This window comes from Delftia sp. BGA-UO-ETr-SB1 (assembly GCF_059567865.1).
This window is the reverse complement of sequence record NZ_JCAQOW010000004.1, coordinates 2,037,047-2,053,246: the sequence shown is the minus strand read 5'-3', so window position 1 is coordinate 2,053,246 and position 16,200 is coordinate 2,037,047. Positions and strand designations below refer to the sequence as shown.

At 67.0% G+C, this 16,200-nt stretch carries 16 protein-coding genes and 1 pseudogene; 12 read left to right on the top strand and 5 right to left on the bottom strand.

From position 1 onward, the window contains the following. Positions 1 to 4 precede the first annotated feature (4 nt). A complete protein-coding gene (locus AC57B5_RS10055) occupies positions 5 to 409 on the top strand; it encodes a RidA family protein (RefSeq protein WP_012206268.1) in 405 nt (134 codons plus the stop codon). A gap of 87 nt (positions 410 to 496) precedes the next feature. Here the strand turns inward: AC57B5_RS10055 and AC57B5_RS10050 are convergent, their stop codons facing one another. Together AC57B5_RS10050 and AC57B5_RS10045 are read right to left on the bottom strand one after the other, a co-directional pair. Beyond that, positions 497 to 775 carry an H-NS histone family protein gene (locus AC57B5_RS10050; RefSeq protein ID WP_012206267.1) on the bottom strand — a complete coding sequence of 93 codons (279 nt, stop codon included), beginning with the start codon at positions 773 to 775 and terminating at the stop codon, positions 497 to 499. 241 nt (positions 776 to 1,016) lie between these two features. Continuing rightward, positions 1,017 to 1,409 carry a hypothetical protein gene (locus AC57B5_RS10045; RefSeq protein WP_496399410.1) on the bottom strand — a complete coding sequence of 131 codons (393 nt, stop codon included), beginning with the start codon at positions 1,407 to 1,409 and terminating at the stop codon, positions 1,017 to 1,019. Between the two features lie 134 nt (positions 1,410 to 1,543). Here AC57B5_RS10045 and AC57B5_RS10040 point away from each other — a divergent pair, with 134 nt between their 5' ends. The 6 genes from AC57B5_RS10040 to AC57B5_RS10015 all read left to right on the top strand — a co-directional run bounded on the left by AC57B5_RS10040 (position 1,544) and on the right by AC57B5_RS10015 (position 8,610). Further along, the gene (locus AC57B5_RS10040; RefSeq protein WP_012206266.1) at positions 1,544 to 2,158 is read left to right on the top strand and encodes a TetR/AcrR family transcriptional regulator; all 615 of its coding nucleotides are present in this window, start codon (positions 1,544 to 1,546) and stop codon (positions 2,156 to 2,158) included. 134 nt (positions 2,159 to 2,292) lie between these two features. Continuing rightward, a complete protein-coding gene (locus AC57B5_RS10035) occupies positions 2,293 to 2,682 on the top strand; it encodes a DUF2946 family protein (RefSeq protein ID WP_496399409.1) in 390 nt (129 codons plus the stop codon). A 117-nt stretch (positions 2,683 to 2,799) separates the two neighbouring features. Further along, a complete protein-coding gene (locus AC57B5_RS10030; RefSeq protein ID WP_496399408.1) occupies positions 2,800 to 5,007 on the top strand; it encodes a TonB-dependent siderophore receptor in 2,208 nt (735 codons plus the stop codon). Positions 5,008 to 5,015: 8 nt separating this feature from the next. Next, positions 5,016 to 5,825 (top strand): ABC transporter ATP-binding protein, encoded by an 810-nt coding sequence (locus tag AC57B5_RS10025; protein WP_496399407.1) that lies wholly within the window; start codon positions 5,016 to 5,018, stop codon positions 5,823 to 5,825. After that, the gene (locus AC57B5_RS10020) at positions 5,822 to 7,249 is read left to right on the top strand and encodes an ABC transporter permease (RefSeq protein ID WP_496399406.1); all 1,428 of its coding nucleotides are present in this window, start codon (positions 5,822 to 5,824) and stop codon (positions 7,247 to 7,249) included. Before AC57B5_RS10025 ends, AC57B5_RS10020 begins: the two co-directional genes overlap by 4 nt. Then, positions 7,246 to 8,610: a DUF3526 domain-containing protein gene (locus AC57B5_RS10015; RefSeq protein WP_496399405.1), complete on the top strand. Its 1,365-nt coding sequence runs from the start codon at positions 7,246 to 7,248 to the stop codon at positions 8,608 to 8,610. Before AC57B5_RS10020 ends, AC57B5_RS10015 begins: the two co-directional genes overlap by 4 nt. A 114-nt stretch (positions 8,611 to 8,724) precedes the next feature. Here AC57B5_RS10015 and AC57B5_RS10010 read toward each other — a convergent pair whose 3' ends face one another. Further along, entirely contained in the window at positions 8,725 to 9,150 is a 426-nt protein-coding gene (locus AC57B5_RS10010; protein WP_012206260.1) for a Fur family transcriptional regulator, read from the bottom strand. A gap of 681 nt (positions 9,151 to 9,831) precedes the next feature. Between AC57B5_RS10010 and AC57B5_RS10005 the strand changes: the two are divergent. After that, positions 9,832 to 10,247 (top strand): annotated as a pseudogene (locus tag AC57B5_RS10005) (phage late control D family protein). Between the two features lie 124 nt (positions 10,248 to 10,371). Here AC57B5_RS10005 and AC57B5_RS10000 read toward each other — a convergent pair. Further along, positions 10,372 to 11,148 carry an SDR family oxidoreductase gene (locus AC57B5_RS10000; RefSeq protein ID WP_063325673.1) on the bottom strand — a complete coding sequence of 259 codons (777 nt, stop codon included), beginning with the start codon at positions 11,146 to 11,148 and terminating at the stop codon, positions 10,372 to 10,374. Between the two features lie 150 nt (positions 11,149 to 11,298). Beyond that, positions 11,299 to 12,186 carry a LysR family transcriptional regulator gene (locus AC57B5_RS09995; RefSeq protein WP_496399404.1) on the bottom strand — a complete coding sequence of 296 codons (888 nt, stop codon included), beginning with the start codon at positions 12,184 to 12,186 and terminating at the stop codon, positions 11,299 to 11,301. A 122-nt stretch (positions 12,187 to 12,308) separates the two neighbouring features. On the opposite strand from AC57B5_RS09995, the gene AC57B5_RS09990 reads away from it, so the two are divergent. From AC57B5_RS09990 to AC57B5_RS09975, 4 genes are all read left to right on the top strand, one after another. Then, positions 12,309 to 13,172, top strand: a complete 864-nt coding sequence (locus AC57B5_RS09990; RefSeq protein WP_496399403.1) for an amidohydrolase family protein — start codon at positions 12,309 to 12,311, stop codon at positions 13,170 to 13,172. Next, a complete protein-coding gene (locus AC57B5_RS09985) occupies positions 13,169 to 14,179 on the top strand; it encodes a tripartite tricarboxylate transporter substrate binding protein (RefSeq protein WP_496399402.1) in 1,011 nt (336 codons plus the stop codon). The genes AC57B5_RS09990 and AC57B5_RS09985 overlap by 4 nt, the downstream gene beginning before the upstream one ends. A 184-nt stretch (positions 14,180 to 14,363) precedes the next feature. Further along, a complete protein-coding gene (locus tag AC57B5_RS09980) occupies positions 14,364 to 14,882 on the top strand; it encodes a hypothetical protein (protein WP_034395652.1) in 519 nt (172 codons plus the stop codon). 180 nt (positions 14,883 to 15,062) lie between these two features. After that, positions 15,063 to 16,187 carry a 4-oxalomesaconate tautomerase gene (locus AC57B5_RS09975; RefSeq protein WP_428145495.1) on the top strand — a complete coding sequence of 375 codons (1,125 nt, stop codon included), beginning with the start codon at positions 15,063 to 15,065 and terminating at the stop codon, positions 16,185 to 16,187. Positions 16,188 to 16,200: the final 13 nt, after the last annotated feature.

Below are 16,200 nucleotides of genomic sequence, written 5' to 3'. Positions count from 1 at the left end.
AGCAATGAAGACTCTGCAACCCCCGGACTGGCTGGCGCCCCGAGGCTATGCCAATGGCATCCTGACCGAGATGACGGTCGGCTCCCGGCTGGTGTTCGTCGGCGGCCAGATTGGCTGGAACGGCCAGCAGCAATTCGAGTCGGACGACTTTGCGGAACAGGTGCGGCAGGCGCTGGCCAATATCGTCGCCATCCTCGCCGAAGGCGGCGCCAGGCCCGAGCACATCGTGCGCATGACCTGGTATGTGACCGACAAGCAGGAATACGTGGCGGCCTATCCCGCCATTGGAAAGCACTACCGCGAACTGATCGGGCGGCATTTCCCGGCCATGACGGCGGTGGAGGTGGCGGATCTGGTGGAAGACCGGGCCAAGGTGGAGATCGAGGTCACGGCGGTGGTGCCGGCCTGATGTCCATCCGCGCGCCATTCGCGCGACAACCGGGCAATGCCCGCGCATGCGTGCCGCCGAGCGGGCGGGCACATGCGCGGCAGGGACTCACTTGATTTCGAACAGGGTGCGGTCCTTGCCCAGGATCCAGTTCGGCGGCTTGCCGCGGCCGGTCCAGGTCTTGCCGGACTCGGGGTCCTGGTATTTGGCGGGAGCGCTCTTTTTGCCATCGGGCTTCCAGGGGAAGACCTGTTGTGCCGTGAAGCCGAACTCACGGACCAGCTCCTGCACCGATGCCAGGGCCGCTTTGGACTCCAGCTTGCGGGCATCGTCGATTTGCTGGTCGAGCAATTTTTTCTGGGCAATCAGCTCTTGGTATGTAGTCATCTTGATGGAAGAATTTCTAAGTGCGGCTATTTGTGTGAAAACTGCGCAGCAAGAGCCTGGACCCAGGACTCTTTGCAGAATGGTCAATTCTGGTGCATGTGCAGTGGGGATGAAGAACTCACCGTAAGTACAAATACTGATGATGTTGGCGCTCTATGGAGGGTAGGGCGCTTCTTCTCATGCCTGGGCATATTCCAAGGCGATCCGCATTATATCCAGGGCAATCTTGATAACCGGCACTTTACAAAAGCTGTTGTGCCGTTGTTACATTTGCAGAGCACTGTGGTTGGCGCTTCCTCCTCTGGAGACGACGTGCTGTCATGGCTTTTTCAGGGGAGTGCGCAACGTTGGCCGCGAAAGTTCCGCCTTGGTTATGGAAAACAATCAACATTTGCATTTTAACAATCAAATCATAAAATCGATTTATAAAATATATTACATGTGATTTGATCGAGTTATCCAGTGCATTGATTGATACCTGTGGTTTCATTTGAATAATCGATTTGCAGGATAGGTTTTTTTTATTGTCAAAGACTGCTTGTTCGAATGGTGAATGGCGGCGCCTTCTGTCTATACAGGACAAGCGCATCGGCTTACCGATTGCCGGAGCCATTGCAGTCTGCAGTTGTTTCAAGGGTGATTCTTGAATCGGATTTCGCGGCCCGGCCATGCGGCAGTCGGCGGGCGGGCGGCACCGAACGCTTGATTGGCGCGCTACCAACAGCCTGTTAGGATCGCCGCACTACAACGATCCACCACCTGGCAGACATGGCAAGAAGGCAGACCAGCGCCCACGACGGCAACGAGACCCGCGAGACCCTTCTCAAGCTGGCCGCCCGTACCTTCGGTGAGCAGGGCTACTCTGCCACCACCATGCGCAACATTGCCGAGCAGTCCGGGATCGAGGCCGCCAGCATTTACTACCACTTCGCCTCCAAGGAGGAACTGGTGGACGAGGTCATGGAGCAGGGCGGCAACCGCATCATCAGCCAACAGCAGGAGCGCCTTGCCGCGCTGGGCGCCGACGCCACGGCCGAGCAGCGCTTTCGCGCAGCCGTGCTGGGCCAGATGGCGGGGCTGGTAAAGCATGGCGACTTCGCCCTGGCCCACGGCCGGCTGCTGGGCCAGCTGCCCGACAAGGTGCGCGAGCGCCAGATCAAGCGCCGCGAGCGCCACCAGAAATTCTGGAGCGGCCTGCTGGAAGACCTGCGTGCCGAAGGCCGCCTGCGGGCCGACGCCGACATCCACCTGGCGCGCATCATGATCCTGGGCAGCATCAACTCCATACAGTCCTGGTTCAACCCCCGCAAGGGCTCGCTGGAGAAGGTGGCGGACCAGATCTGCGACATGTTCTTCCGGGGCGTGGGACCGGCAGATAAATAGGCGCAAGGCTGAAAATCGCCAATCGGCCTGTCACATGCCGGTGGCATATTCCCGCGCTGCTGTCCCGGCCCTGTGCAGAAAATGGCGGCGGGTTGTTAATGATATTTAACTGTCAATAGTAAGATCGCCGTCTTATGCGTCTGCTTGTTTTGCGCCTGCTATTGCTGGCCGTGTTCTTCAACACGGCCATTGGCATGCCCCTGCACGGCGCAACGCATATCCGGCAGGCGGTGGCCGGGCCTGCACAGGCTTTTGTAGGCCTCAACGGCTGCGAAGAGGATGCACTGGCCGGCCAGGCCGGCCAACGCGGCCAGGCTGGCGAAAAGGCTGAAGTCGTCGAAGCCGCCGAAGCCGTCTGCGCATGGTGCATGGGCCATGCACCGCATGCGGCGGCCTGGTTGCCGCACTTCGGCCTGCCGCTGGCCGTGGCCGTGCCGCCTGAGAGGGTGCCGCCGCGCACCGTGGGCGGCGCCATCCCCTCGCAGAACCGCTGGGCCTTTGCATCGCGCGACCCGCCGCGCTGAACCCGCAAGCACTTTTCTCCTTCTCTGCCGCCAGCGCCCATTGGTGCTGGCGGCATGTCCGTGTTTGCGCGCGCCGGCTGTGGATGCCGGCGGCATGCGCCTGTGCCCGTTTTCAACATGACTGCCTTCTTCTTCCCCGCGAAGCCGCTTCCCCGCCTTCGCCCGCTGCCGCTTGCCCTGAGCGCTGCCGCCTTCCTGTCCATGCCTGCGCTGGCCCAAGGCCAGGATCCGTCCTCCGGCCCCGGCCCCGCCGCCGCTTCCGATTCCGCTTCCACGCAGGAGCAGACCCTGCTGCCTGCCGTGGAAGTCGTGGGCCGAACGGCCTCGGGTGCCTATCACACCGACGAGGCGGCCGGCGCCAAGACCGACCTGCCGCTGCGCGAGCTGCCGCAGTCGGTGCGCGTGATCACGCGCCAGGCCATGGACGACCTGGGCGCCACCAAGCTTGACGACGTGCTGGACTACGTGGGCGGCGTCTCGCGCCAGAACAACTTTGGCGGGCTGTGGGACAACATCGTCATCCGCGGCCTGCCCGGCGACCAGAACGTGGGCATGGCCACCCTGTTCAACGGTTTTTCCTCGGGGCGCGGCTTCAATGCGCCACGTGACCTGGCCGGCGTGGAGCGCATCGAGTTCCTCAAGGGCACGGCCGCCGCGCTCTACGGCAGCAGCGAGCCGGGCGGCACGCTGAACGTGGTCTCCAAGCGCCCGCTGTGGACGCCTTCGCATTCCGTGGAAGCCTATGCAGGCAGCTACGGCCTGCGGCGTGGCGCGCTGGACACCACGGGACTGGTGGGCGAGAACTTTGCCTACCGGCTCAACATCGCCGTGGAGGACCGCGACAGCTTCCGCGATTTCGTGGGCGCCAGCCGCCAGGTGATCGCACCGGCCTTCACCTGGAAGCTGGGGCGCGATACGGTGCTGGAGTACTCGGGCGAGCTGCTGCGCCACAAGACGCCGCTGGACCGCGGCGTGGTGGCCGTGGGCGACCGGCTGGGCGCCATCTCGCGCAGCCGCTTCCTGGGCGAGCCGGGCGACGGCGATGTGACGGTGGAAAACCGCACCCACCAGTTCATCCTCTCGCACGAGTGGAGCGCGCAGTGGCGCAGCCGCCTGGGCCTGTCCTACCGCGAGACCTCGATCAACGGCTTTTCCACCGAACCCCACGCGCTGCTGGCCAATGGCGACCTCACGCGCCAGCGGCGCTTTCGCGACTACCAGTCCGACGACATCGCCGTGCAGGCCGAGCTGCAGGGCACGGTGAAAACGGGCGCCGTCGAGCACGAGCTGCTGCTGGGCCTGGAGAGCTTCCGCTTCGAGATGGACACGCTGATGCTGCGCGCCAACCCGACGGCGGCCAATCCCTACGCCATCAACATCTACAACCCCATCTACGGCGGCGCGCGCCCCGTGCCCACGGCCAATACCGACACCTTCGAGCGGCAGCGCAACACGGCGTTCTACCTGCAGGACGCCATCAAGCTCTCGCCCCAATGGCGCGTGGTGGCCGGCCTGCGCATGGACCGCTACGACCAGTCGCTGCACAACCGCCGCACGGGGGCGACCACGCAGCAGGACCCGACCTCGACCTCGCCGCGCCTGGGCCTGAGCTGGCTGCCGCTGCCGCAATGGACCTTCTATGCCAACGCGGGCCGCTCGTTCCGGCCCAACGTGGGCGTCGATGTGGCCGGTGCGGGCTTCAGCCCCGAATCCGGCCGTTCGATGGAGCTGGGCGCCAAGTGGGAAAGCGCCGACCAGCGCATGGGTGCCACGGCCGCGCTGTTCGACATCCGCAAGCGCAATGTGCTGACGGCCGACCCGGGCAACGCCGGCTACTCGGTCTCGGCCGGCGAGATCCGCAGCCGGGGCCTGGAATTCGACTTCGCCGGCCAGGTCACGCAGCGCTGGCGCCTGAATGCGAGCCTGGTGCTCAACGATGTGGAGATCTCCCGCGACAACACGCTGGAGGTGGGCGGGCGCCTGCTCAACGTGCCCAAGGTCAATGGCAGCGTGCTGGCCGTCTACGAGAACGCCTTCTCCAACGGCCAGCGCTACGGCATCGGCGGCGGCGTCACCCACATGGGCAAGCGCCTGGGCCAGGCCCGCACGCAGGCCGAGGCCGATGCCGGAAAGGCCGCCTTCGAGCTGCCCAGCTACACCACGGCCAAGCTGGTTGCCTACTGGCGCATCAGCCCCACGCTGCGCCTGACGCTGGACGTGGACAACCTCTTTGACAAGACCTACTACACCAGCTCGTACAGCCGGCTGTGGGTGACGCCGGGCACGGCCCGCACCGTCACCGTAGGCCTTCAAGCAAAGTTCTGAGCCCCGCCATGCATCCATCCCTTCCTGTTTCTTCCAACCCCACTTCTGCCTCCACGCCCGTGCTCCAAGCGCTGGGCGCCGTGGTGGACTATGGCGAGCGCACCATCCTCCAGGGCCTGGACCTGGCGGTGCATGCGGGCGAGATCTATGCGCTGCTGGGCGCCAACGGCGCGGGCAAGACCACCACGCTGAGCCTGCTGCTGGGCTTTGTGCGGCCGCGCAGCGGACAGGTGCGCGTGCAGGGCGTGGACCCGGTGACGGCGCCTGCGCAGGCGCGTGCCCTGATCGCCTATATCCCCGAGAACGTGGCGCTGTACGAGCACCTGAGTGCGCGCGAGAACGTGGCCTACCTGCTGGAGCTGGCGGGCCAGCCGGCCGCGGCCGGTGCCATCGGCCAGGCGCTGTCTGCCGCAGGGCTGGACGCTGCCGCGCACGACCGGCGCGTCTCCGGCTTTTCCAAGGGCATGCGCCAGAAGGTGGCGATTGCGCTGGCGCTGGCGCGCAGGGTGCCGGCGCTGCTGCTGGACGAACCCACCTCGGGCCTGGACCCGCAGGCCACGGCCGAGTTCAGCCGGCTGCTCATGCAGTTGCGCGGCCAGGGCGTGGCCATTCTCATGGTCACGCACGACCTGCTGGGCGCCGCCGACGTGGCCGACCGCATGGGCTTCATCACAGGCGGGCGCCTGGTCGAGGAAGTGGCGGCCAGCGGCGAGGAGCGCTTCGATGTGCGCGCACTGCACCGCCACTATGCAGGGGTGGGCACGGACACGCACATGCAAACGCACATTGAAGCCGACACGCAGGGAGCGGCGGCATGAGCGCGGCCTGGACCATTGCGCGCGAGGAATGGCGCCTGCTGCTGCGCGACCGCGTGGCCGTGCTGGGGATGGCGCTGTGGCTGCTGCTCAGCGCCGCTGCCGCCTTCACCGCCTGGGACCAGCGCAGCGCGGCCCAGGCCCAGCGCGAGCGCCACCAGTCCCAGGTGGACAGCGAGTTCGAAGCCCAGCCCGACCGCCATCCGCACCGCATGGTGCATTACGGCCACTTCGTGTTCCGCCCGCTCAATCCGCTGGCGGCCTTTGATGCGGGCATCGACGCCTACACCGGCCACACGCTGTTTCTGGAGGGCCACCGCCAGAACAGCGCCAACTTCGGCGATGTGCGCCAGTCCTCTCTGCTGCTGCGGTTCGGCCAGCTCACGCCGGCCTTTGTGCTGCAGGTGCTGGCGCCGCTGCTGTTGATCTTCATGGGCCATGCCTGCATTGCACGCGAGCGCGAGGCCGGCACCCTGCGCGTGCTGCTGGCCCAGGGCGTGGGCACGCGGCAGTTCGTGGCCGGCAAGCTGCTGGCGCTGGCGGGCGTGGCGGCCCTGGTGCTGCTGCCGGCCCTGCTGGCCCTGGCCTGGATGGCCGTGGCCACGCCGGTGCCCCTCAGCCTGGTGGCCACGCTGGCGGCAGGCCATGTGCTGTGGCTGATGCTTTGGGCGGTGGGCATCGTCGCTGTCTCGGCCGTCATGCGGCGCGGGCGCGATGCCTTGCTGGCCCTGCTGGCGGCCTGGGCCGTCGCCGTGGTGCTGCTGCCCCGTCTGGTGCCGGAGCTGGTGGGATCTGCCCTGGCGCTGCCCACGCGCTTCGAGACCGACATCGCCACCGCGCGCGAGCTGGCGGCGCTGGGCGACAGCCACAATCCCGACGATCCCTATTTCGCCGCTTTCCGCGCCAGGGTGCTGGCGCAGTACGGTGTCTCGCGCGTCGAGGATCTGCCCGTCAACTACAAGGGCTTGGTCGGCATGGAAGGCGAGCGGTTGACGAGTGAACTCTTCAGGCGCCATGCCGAGGCCAGCTTCGATCTGCAGGCCGAGCAACTGCGCCGGGCTGACGCATTTGCCCTGATCAGCCCCGTGATCGCGCTGCGCCGCCTGTCCATGGCCGTGGCCGGGACCGACTTGCAAGGCTACCGGCGCTTTCTTGAGCAGGCCGAGCAGCATCGCTACCGCATGGTGCAGGCCCTCAACCGCCTGCAGGTGGACAAGCTCAGCTATGCGGGAGACCGATCGAGCCGCGACAACCGCATCGGCCACGAGCACTGGCGCGGCGTCTCCGATTTCCACCATGAGCCCGATCCACCGCTGGCGGCCCTGCGCCGCGCGGCGCCTGCCGCCTATGTGCTGCTGGCATGGCTGGCTGTATTGACGGTGGCCTTGCTGCTGGCCACGCAACAGCTGGGGAGGGTGGCGCGATGAGCTGGCTCCTGCATGAATGGCGTCTTCTGACGCGCTCGCGCCTGGCGCTGTGCGCCCTGGCCTTGCTGTTGCTGCTGTCCACGCTGGCCGTGCTGTCTGGCCTGCGCGAGATCGCCTCGCAACGCCTGACCCTGGACCGCCTTGCGCAACTGCAGCAGCAGGACATGGCGGCCCAGGCAAGCCGGCATGCCCAGTCCGGCGACGCAGGCTCGGTGGCCTATTACGGCTTTCACGCCACCTGGGATGCGCCATCGTCCACGGCCTTTCTTGCCCTGGGCCTGCGCGATGCCGCGCCCTATGTGCTGCGCGTGCGCGCCCTGGCGCTGCAGGCACAGCTGCATGAAGGCGAAAGCTTCAACCCGGAACTGGCGCTGGCGGGCCGCTTCGACTTCGCCTTTGTGCTGGTCTACCTGGTGCCGCTGTTCCTGATCGCGCTGCTCTACGACCTGGTCTCGGGCGAGCGCGAATCGGGCCGCCTGGGCATGCTGCAGGCCATGCCTGGCACCGGGCGGCGGCTGTGGCTGCGCCGTGCGGGACTGCGTTCCGTGCTGGTGCTGGCCTGCGTGGCGCTGCCTGCCCTGGCAGGCGCACTGGCCGGCGGGGCAGCGGCGGGCGCCCTTGCCACGGTGCTGCTGTCCGCCACGGCCTATGTGGTTTTCTGGAGCGGCCTGTGCCTGGTGGTTGCCGCGCTGGGCGGCAGCTCGGTCGCCAATGCCATGGCCCTCATGGGCTGCTGGGCCGTGCTGACCCTGGTGCTGCCCACGCTGGCCAATGCCGCGCTGTCGCGTGCCATCCCCGTGAGCCAGGGCGTGGAGCTGATGCTGGCCCAGCGCCAGACCGTGCATGGCGCCTGGGACCTGCCGCGCGAGCAGACCATGGAGCGCTTTTTCCGCAACCACCCCGAATGGCGCGACACCGCGCCGCTGCCTGCAGGCTTTCACTGGAAGTGGTACTACGCCTTCCAGCAGCTCGGCGATGAAAGTGTCGCGCCCCAGTTCGCCGCCTACCGCGCCGGCCTGCAGGCGCGCCAGGCCTGGACCGGGCGCCTGGGCTGGCTGCTGCCCGGCGTGGGCGTGCAGGCTGCGCTGCACCGCCAAGCTGGCACCGACCTGCTGGCGCAACTGGCCTATCAGGACGACATCGCCGCCTTTCACGCACGCCTGCGCGCCTTCCTCTATCCCTACCTGTTTGAGGGCCGCACATTCGGTGCGCAGGATTTTGCAGCCCAGCCCGTCTTCACGGCCAGCCCACGGCCTGCGCGGCAGGCCTGGGGGCAGACGGCAATGCTATGGGTGGTGGCTGCGCTGGCCTTGCTGGCCGGCGGTGTTGCCGCAGGCCGCGTGCGGCCGGGCAGGCGCTGAGGCAAAGGGCGGGTGAAAAAGGAAACAGCCATGGTTCAGGCGGGGCCTGCACCATGGCTGTCATCTTCTTGGATCCGTGGGCCCGAGGCGGAGCCTGAGGCGGGCGGCTCCCTGTTATTGCACGTTCTGGTGGCAGTCGCTGCAGACGCCGTACAGCGTCATCTCATGGCGCTCCACCACAAAGCCTTCGGGGGCGATGCGCTGCATGTCGCCCGGACAGCCGGGCACGTTGAACACGCGGTTGCAGCTCATGCAGCGGAAATGGTGGTGGTGGGCGCGGCCGCTGAGTTCGTAGCGCGTGGCCTCGCCGGGCAGGTCCACGGCCTGCACTTCGCCCGCTTCCATCAGCTGCTTGATGTTGCGGTACACCGTGGCCAGCCCGATGGCTGGCACCTCGCGCTGCGCTGCGCCGAGGATCTCGGCCGGCAGCAAGGGGCGTCCAGCCTCTTCCATGACCGTGCGTATCGAGCTGCGTTGACGGGTCGAGCGTTCCATAGGCCTGAACAAGCGCTCCACGATGGGCTGAGTGTGTCTAGTCATGGTGGTTCCGTTATTTACTATAACAATCTCGACGCGATTAATCAGTGCTCACGAGCGCTCACAGCTGAAATTTACACTGTGTTTACCTGCGGGTCCCACAAGCATGGAGATGCAGTGTGTGCAATGGATCTCTGCCCCAAGGGGAAGAAATTCCATTTGACAGACACCAGATGCTCCATTCCTGCCAGTTTTCGCGAGTATATGTGGTGAGCATTCGATGGACCTTATGCGCTGGTTAAATGCCATAGCCGTCAACAATGCTGTAATGGGATGTAATTGATCTATTGATTGAAGAGTGCTTGGAATGAGGGTGTGTGTGGTGCTTGCCGTCAGGGCTGCAAGAGGCGGTGCTGGCCCAAGGTGAGATGCAATTACTTACATGGACAGTGTATTGCCAATACGGGTAGATTGCCTCAATGCGCTTCGTTTGTCCATGATCCGTTTCCTTGAAAGGGGAAAGGACGCCGCCCCGGAACTGACGCCCAGGGTGGTTTACGCAATGACATGCCGAGTCGCAATCCACAGGCGATTGGGCCATGAAGTGCATTTTTGCGAATTGCGCGGCCGAAAAAAAATCAGCCAGCCTTTCAGCCTCGATTGGGAAATGCTCAGCGAAAGCATCTTCGCCAAGGCCCTGTTGGGTAAAGCACCACCATAGAAATACAAATCCAGGGCGGCGCAATGCGCTACATCGACGGAATCGTCACCCGCCTGGGCATGCAGGGCCAGAACCACCGCGGCTACGCCTGCAAGGCCCGCCTGAGCCCCTGGCTGTGGCTGGCCACGCGCAGGAGCGACTTTCGCATCTTCCAGAACCAGACCGTGCCCGACATCGTCGAGCAGGTATTGGCGTCTATGGCCATCCGCTGCGAAAGAAACGCACGCGCGGCTATCGCAGCGGGGACTGCTGCGCTCAATTCAACGAAAGCGATTGCGACCTTATCCCGCGATGGATGCAGCACGAAGGCATCTACTTCTTCTTCGAGCATGCCTCGCACGGCGCATTGCCCGGGGATGAATCCATTCCTTTCTATCCTCCTGAAAAGGCCGGCGCAGGCGATCCGCAAAACATCCACGCCCGGCAGCTGGAGCAGTAAATCAAGCCGGGCCGCCATTGCAGCGACGGCCCTGAAGTTGCACGGGCAGGCATGGCCAGGACGGGGACAGATGCGGTCCAGGCGCTGCGGCCCCTGGCCTGGGCATGCCGGCCAGGGATCTCGTTCAAGTCCGGTTGATGGACACGCCACCATCGACCACCATGGCCGTCCCCGTGATGAAGCTGGATGCGTCCGACGCCAGAAACAGCGCCGCCGCCGCGATTTCCGCGGGCGTGGCGAGGCGCTTGAGCGCGTGCAGGTTTTCGACGAAGGCGCGCGCCTCGGGCGTGGGGGTGCTGGCGCGGCCCATGGGAGTGTCGGTGCCGCCGGGCAGCAGGGCGTTGGCGCGCAGGCCGCGGGGGCCGTATTCGGCGGCGATGACCTGGGTGAGGCCGACGAGGCCGGCCTTGCTGGCGGCATAGGCGCCCATGCCGGGCAGGCCCGCCGTATGGCCCACGAAGGTGGACGTGAAGATCAGCGAGCCGCCGCCGCGTGCCAGCAGGGCCGGTATCTGGTGCTTGGCGCCCAGAAAGGCGCTGGTGAGATTGGTGGCGATGGCGTCCTGCCAGGCCTGCAGCGAGAGATCGGGGAGGGCGCAGGGATCGCCGGTCATGCCGGCATTGTTGAAGGCGATGTCCAGGCCGCCAAAGCGTGCCGTGGCGGTCTCGACCAGGGCCTGTGCCAGCGGCTCGTCCCGCACGTCGCCGGCCAGCGCGATGGCCTGGCCGCCGTCCTGCTCGATCTCTGCCACCAGCGTCTGCAGTTCCGGCTGGCGGCGGGCCGTGAGGACCAGCCTGGCGCCGTGGCGGGCAAACAGCCTGGCGGCTTCGCGGCCTATGCCTGAGCTGGCGCCCGTGATGAGGGCGACTTTTCCGTGGAGTTGCTGTGGCGATGGCTGCATCTCGCACCTTTTCTTTCCGTGAATGAGGGAAAGCGGTTTGTAGTGCGGCGCAGGCGGGCGCGCATCCCGCTTCTTGCACTGGCGCCGGGCCGCGCTCGGTGGTGCCGGGTTGTGCCGCGCTGCACATGGTCGCAGCGGGCTAGGGAGCGCTCAGTCTTCGCCCAGCTCCAGGTGCGCGAACAGGTCGGCCAGCGTGGGCGTGGAGCGTGCGGGCCAGATGGCGCTGAGGTCCAGGCTGGGCAGGGCCTGGCCGTCACGCACCTCGCAAAAGCGCACGCCGCGAAAGTCCATGGAGCGTATCCAGCTGGGCAGCAGTGCCACGCCGCAGCCGCCGGCCACGCAGGCCAGCACGGTGAGGGTGCGGTTGGCTTCCTGCGCCACATGGGCCTCGTGCCCGGCCTTGCGCAGCGCGTCGAGGATGCCGGCATGCAGCACGGGCAATTGCGCCTGCGGGTACATCACCAGCCCGGCCTCGGCGATCTGGGCCAGGCTGACCTGGCCGTCCTCGCCGATCTGGAATTCATCGGGCACGGCGGCCACCAGACGCTCGCGCAGCAGCTGGCGCTCGCGCATGCGCCCGCCCACGGCCACGGGCGTGTGCATGAGGCCGATATCGATGGCGCCGGTCTGCAGGGCCTCGGCCTGCTCGGCATTGCTCATCTCGCGCAGCATGACGCGCACGCCGGGCGCCTGCTGCCGCAACGCGCGCAGGGCGCGGGGCAGGGTGCCGAAAAGCGCCGAGGACACCAGGCCCACGGTCAACTGGCCCGCACTGCCCCTGGCGATCTCGCGCGCGCGGCTGGCGGCGGCATCTATGCGGGCCACGCTGGTGCGCACATCGTCCAGCATGGCCAAGGCGGCCGGCGTGGGCAGGGCGCCCTGGCGCGAGCGCTGGAACAGCTGCACGCCCAGGTCTTTTTCCATGCGGGCCAGGGTCTGGCTCAGGGCCGGCTGTGCAATGCCCAGCCAGTCGGCTGCGCGGCTGACGCTGCCCTGGTCCACCACCGCGAGAAAGTAGCGCAGATGCCGGGTTTCCATATTGATCCGGTATGAATAAATCCATTTTGAAGAATGGAAATATATACCCCCCGTTCCTAGAATCCGGCCCCATGCCCCCAGCGCCGCGCCTTGCGTGGCGCAACCCACAAGGAGTTCTTCCCGTGTCTGCCGTGCCCCGGTTCGCCATTGCGTCCAGCGTCGATACCCACGCCCATGTCTTCGAGCGTGGCCTGCCCATGCCGGATGCGCGCCGCTATGCGCCCGAAGAGGACGCGCTCCTGGGCACCTATCTGCACCACCTGGACACGCACGGCCTGGCCCATGGCGTGCTGGTGCAGCCCAGCTTTCTGGGCACGGACAACAGCTACCTGCTCCAGGCGCTGCGCGCCCAGCCGCAGCGCCTGCGCGGCGTGGCCGTGGTGGATGAGAGCACGGGCGATGAACAACTGCAGGCTATGGCCGATGCCGGCGTGGTGGGCATGCGCCTGAACCTGATCGGCCTGCCTTTGCCCGATCTGAATGCGCCCGGCTGGCGCCGCGTGCTGGAGCAGGCCAACGCCCTGGGCTGGCATGTGGAGCTGCACCTGCAGGCCGGGCGCCTGCCGGACCTGCTGCCCGCCTTGCTGGCGGCCGGCTGCCGCGTGGTGGTTGACCACTTCGGGCGTCCTGACCCGGCCCTGGGCGTGCGCGACCCGGGCTTTGGCTATCTGCTGCAGCAGGCCGGCAGCGGCCGTGTGTGGGTCAAGCTGTCCGCGCCCTACCGCACCTGGCGGGCCGCCGACTGCGCCGCCTCGGGCCGGCAGGCCACCGCGCAATTGCTGCAGGCCTTCACGGCCGGGCGGTTGCTCTGGGGCAGCGACTGGCCGCACACGCAGCACGCCGGCCAGGCCAGCTATCCGGCGGCCGTGCGCTGGCTGCAGGACTGGCTGGACGATGCCGGCCCCCTGCAGGCCGTGCTGGGCCGCACCGCCTTCGAGCTGTTCCGATTCCAAAACGACATGCCAAACCAAGGAGACACACCATGAATTCCCTGTCCAGACGCACCGCCAGCCTGTGGGCTGCCGCAGGCCTGCTTTCGGCTGTTGCCGGCATGGCCGCGCCGGCTGCAGCGACTGCGGCGGCTGCAGCGGCCAACTACCCCGAGCGCCCCGTCACTCTGGTCGTGACCTATCCGCCGGGCGGCACCGTCGATGTGGTGGCGCGGCTGATCGGCCCCAGGCTGGCTGCCGAGCTGGGCCAGCCCGTGGTGATCGAGAACCGGGGCGGGGCAGGCGGCATGATCGGCGGCGCCCAGGTGGCCAAGGCCCAGCCCGATGGCTACACGCTGATGCTCGATGCCTCCAACCACGCGCAAAACCCCGCCATCCACGCGCGCATGCAGTTCGACACGCTCAAGGCCTTCGCGCCGGTCTCGCTGCTGCTGCGCGTGCCCAACGTGCTGGTGGTTGCACCTTCGTCGCCCATCAAGAGCGTGCAGGACCTGATCCAGGCCGGCCGCTCCGAAGGGGGCGGGCATCTGTACTTTGCGTCGGCAGGCCCGGGCTCGGCCCAGCACCTGGCGGGCGAGCTGTTCAACCTGCTGGCCAGGACGCAGCTGCACCATGTGGCCTACAAGGGCGGCGGCCCGGCCATGATGGATGTGATGTCGGGCCAGGTGCCGCTGATGTTTGCCAGCATGGGCTCGGCCTGGCAGCACGTGAAGACCGGCAAGCTGCGCGCGGTGGCCGTGGGCGGGCTGGAGCGCTCCAAGGCCGCACCCGAGCTGCCGACCATTGCCGAGTCGGGCGTGCCCGGCTACGAGACCTATGAATGGAACGCCATCTTTGCGCCGGCCGGCACGCCGCCCGCCATCGTGAACCGGCTGTCCACGGTGCTGGCCAAGGTGCTGCGCGAACCCGCCATCGTGGAGCGGCTCGCTGGCATAGGCGCCGAGCCCATAGGCTCCACGCCGGCCGAACTGGAGACATTCCGCCGCGCCGAGATCGCCAAATGGCAGAAGGTGGTGAAGGATTCCCGGCTCAAGCTGGACTGAGCGCGTGCAGGCCAGAAAGCGGACCATTGCGGTCTGCTGTGCACCGCAGGCAGCCCTGGCGCGTTGAACAGGTACGGGCGCTGGCTTGAACGGGTTCTTACACCTTTTCAGGCGCAGCGGCCCACGCGGCCCCGCGCGCTTGGTAGAAACGGGGCCTTTCCTGTTTCACCCACTTCAAAAGAACATGGCCCTGCTCACCTTGCGAACCACCTTGCGCGCCGCGGCCGCCTTTGCGCTGGCCTGCTCGGCCCTTGCGGCCCAGGCGCAGACCTACATCAGCGGCTCGGTCTCGGGCCAGCTGGCACCGGGCGTCTACGGCACCGTGGACATCGGCAACGCGCCGCCGCCAGCGCTGCTGTACCAGCGCCCCGTGATCATTGCGCCGGCCCCCATGGCCCCGCCGCCTGTCTACATGTGGGTGCCCCCGGGCCACGCCAAGCACTGGGGCAAGCATTGCGCCCGCTACGGCGCCTGCGGCCGCCCGGTGTACTTCCTGCGCAACCCGCCGCCGCACTGGCATGCCGGGCCGCCGCGTCCCGATCCGCGCTGGCGCGAGGAGCGCCGCCACCGCGAATGGGAACACCGCCGCGATGACCGCCGCTGGGACCGTGACGACCGCCACGATCGCCATGGCGGGCGTGGTGATGATCACCGTGGCCCCGGGCATGGCCATGATCGCGGCCGAGGCCATGGCCGCGATTGAGCGGCACCGCACAAAAATAAGTTGTATCAAGCAGTTGCGGCGCACGGGCGCCGCAACCTGTTGCGCAAGCCTGGCACTGAGCTATGCCGGTTTGCTATAGCTGCTAGCGGGCTTGCTCAGTGGTGCCTGGCCCGCGCCATGCTCACAATAGCTGTCATACCCATACTGATAGAGACAGCCATGCAAACGGCCATTCCCTGCCTGCTGATGCGGGGCGGTACTTCCAAGGGCCCCTTCTTCCGGGCCACCGATCTTCCCTCCGACCTGCCCACGCGCGACCGCGTGCTGCTTGCGGCCATGGGCTCGCCCGACAAGCGGCAGATCGACGGCGTGGGTGGCGCGCATCCGCTGACCAGCAAGGTCGGCATCGTCAGCCTCTCCGACAAGGAAGGCATCGACCTCGAATTCCTCTTCGCCCAGCTGCAGCCCGACAAGGACACGGTGGACACCACGCCCAACTGCGGCAACATGCTCGCCGGCGTGGTTCCCTTTGCGCTGGAGACCGGCATGGTCTCCTCGCGCGGCGAGACCAGCACCTTCCGAGTGCTGACGCTGAACACCGGCATGGCGGCCGACATCACCGTGCAGACGCCTGGCGGCCAGGTGGAGTACGAAGGTTCGGCCCGCATCGACGGCGCGCCCGGCAGCTCGGCACCCATCGAAATCAGTTTCCTGGACACGGCCGGCTCGGTCTGCTCGGGCCTGCTGCCCACGGGCAAGCCCCGGGACACGGTCACGGTGACGGGCGAGGGTTTCGAGCCCTTCACGCTTGACGTCACCTGCATAGACAACGGCATGCCGCTGGTGATCTTCAAGGCCGCCGACGTGGGCGCAACCGGCCTGGAGACCGTGGCCGAGCTCAACGCCGACACCGATCTCAAGCGCCGCATCGAGGCGCTGCGCCTGCAGATCTCCCGGACCATGGGCCTGGGCGATGTCTCGGCCAAGAACTATCCCAAGATGACGCTGATCGCGCCGCCCCAGCATGGCGGCGCGCTGACCACGCGCAGCTTCATCCCCCACGTCTGCCATGACGCCATCGGCGTGCTGGCAGCCGTCACCGTCGGCACGGCCGTGAAGATGCCGGGCACCGTGTGCGACGGCGTGGCGCAACTCACGCAGGGCGCGGGCCCGCTCACGGTGTCGGTGGAGCATCCCACGGGCGAATTCAGCGTGACGCTGGACAGCGACCCGGCCCACCCCGAGGTGGTGACCAAGGCGGCCCTGCTGCGCACGGCGCGCCTGCTGATGCGCGGCGAAGTGATGGTTCCGCGCTCGGTCTGGGACGGCCGCAGGCAGGACTGAAGAAACAGCGCAG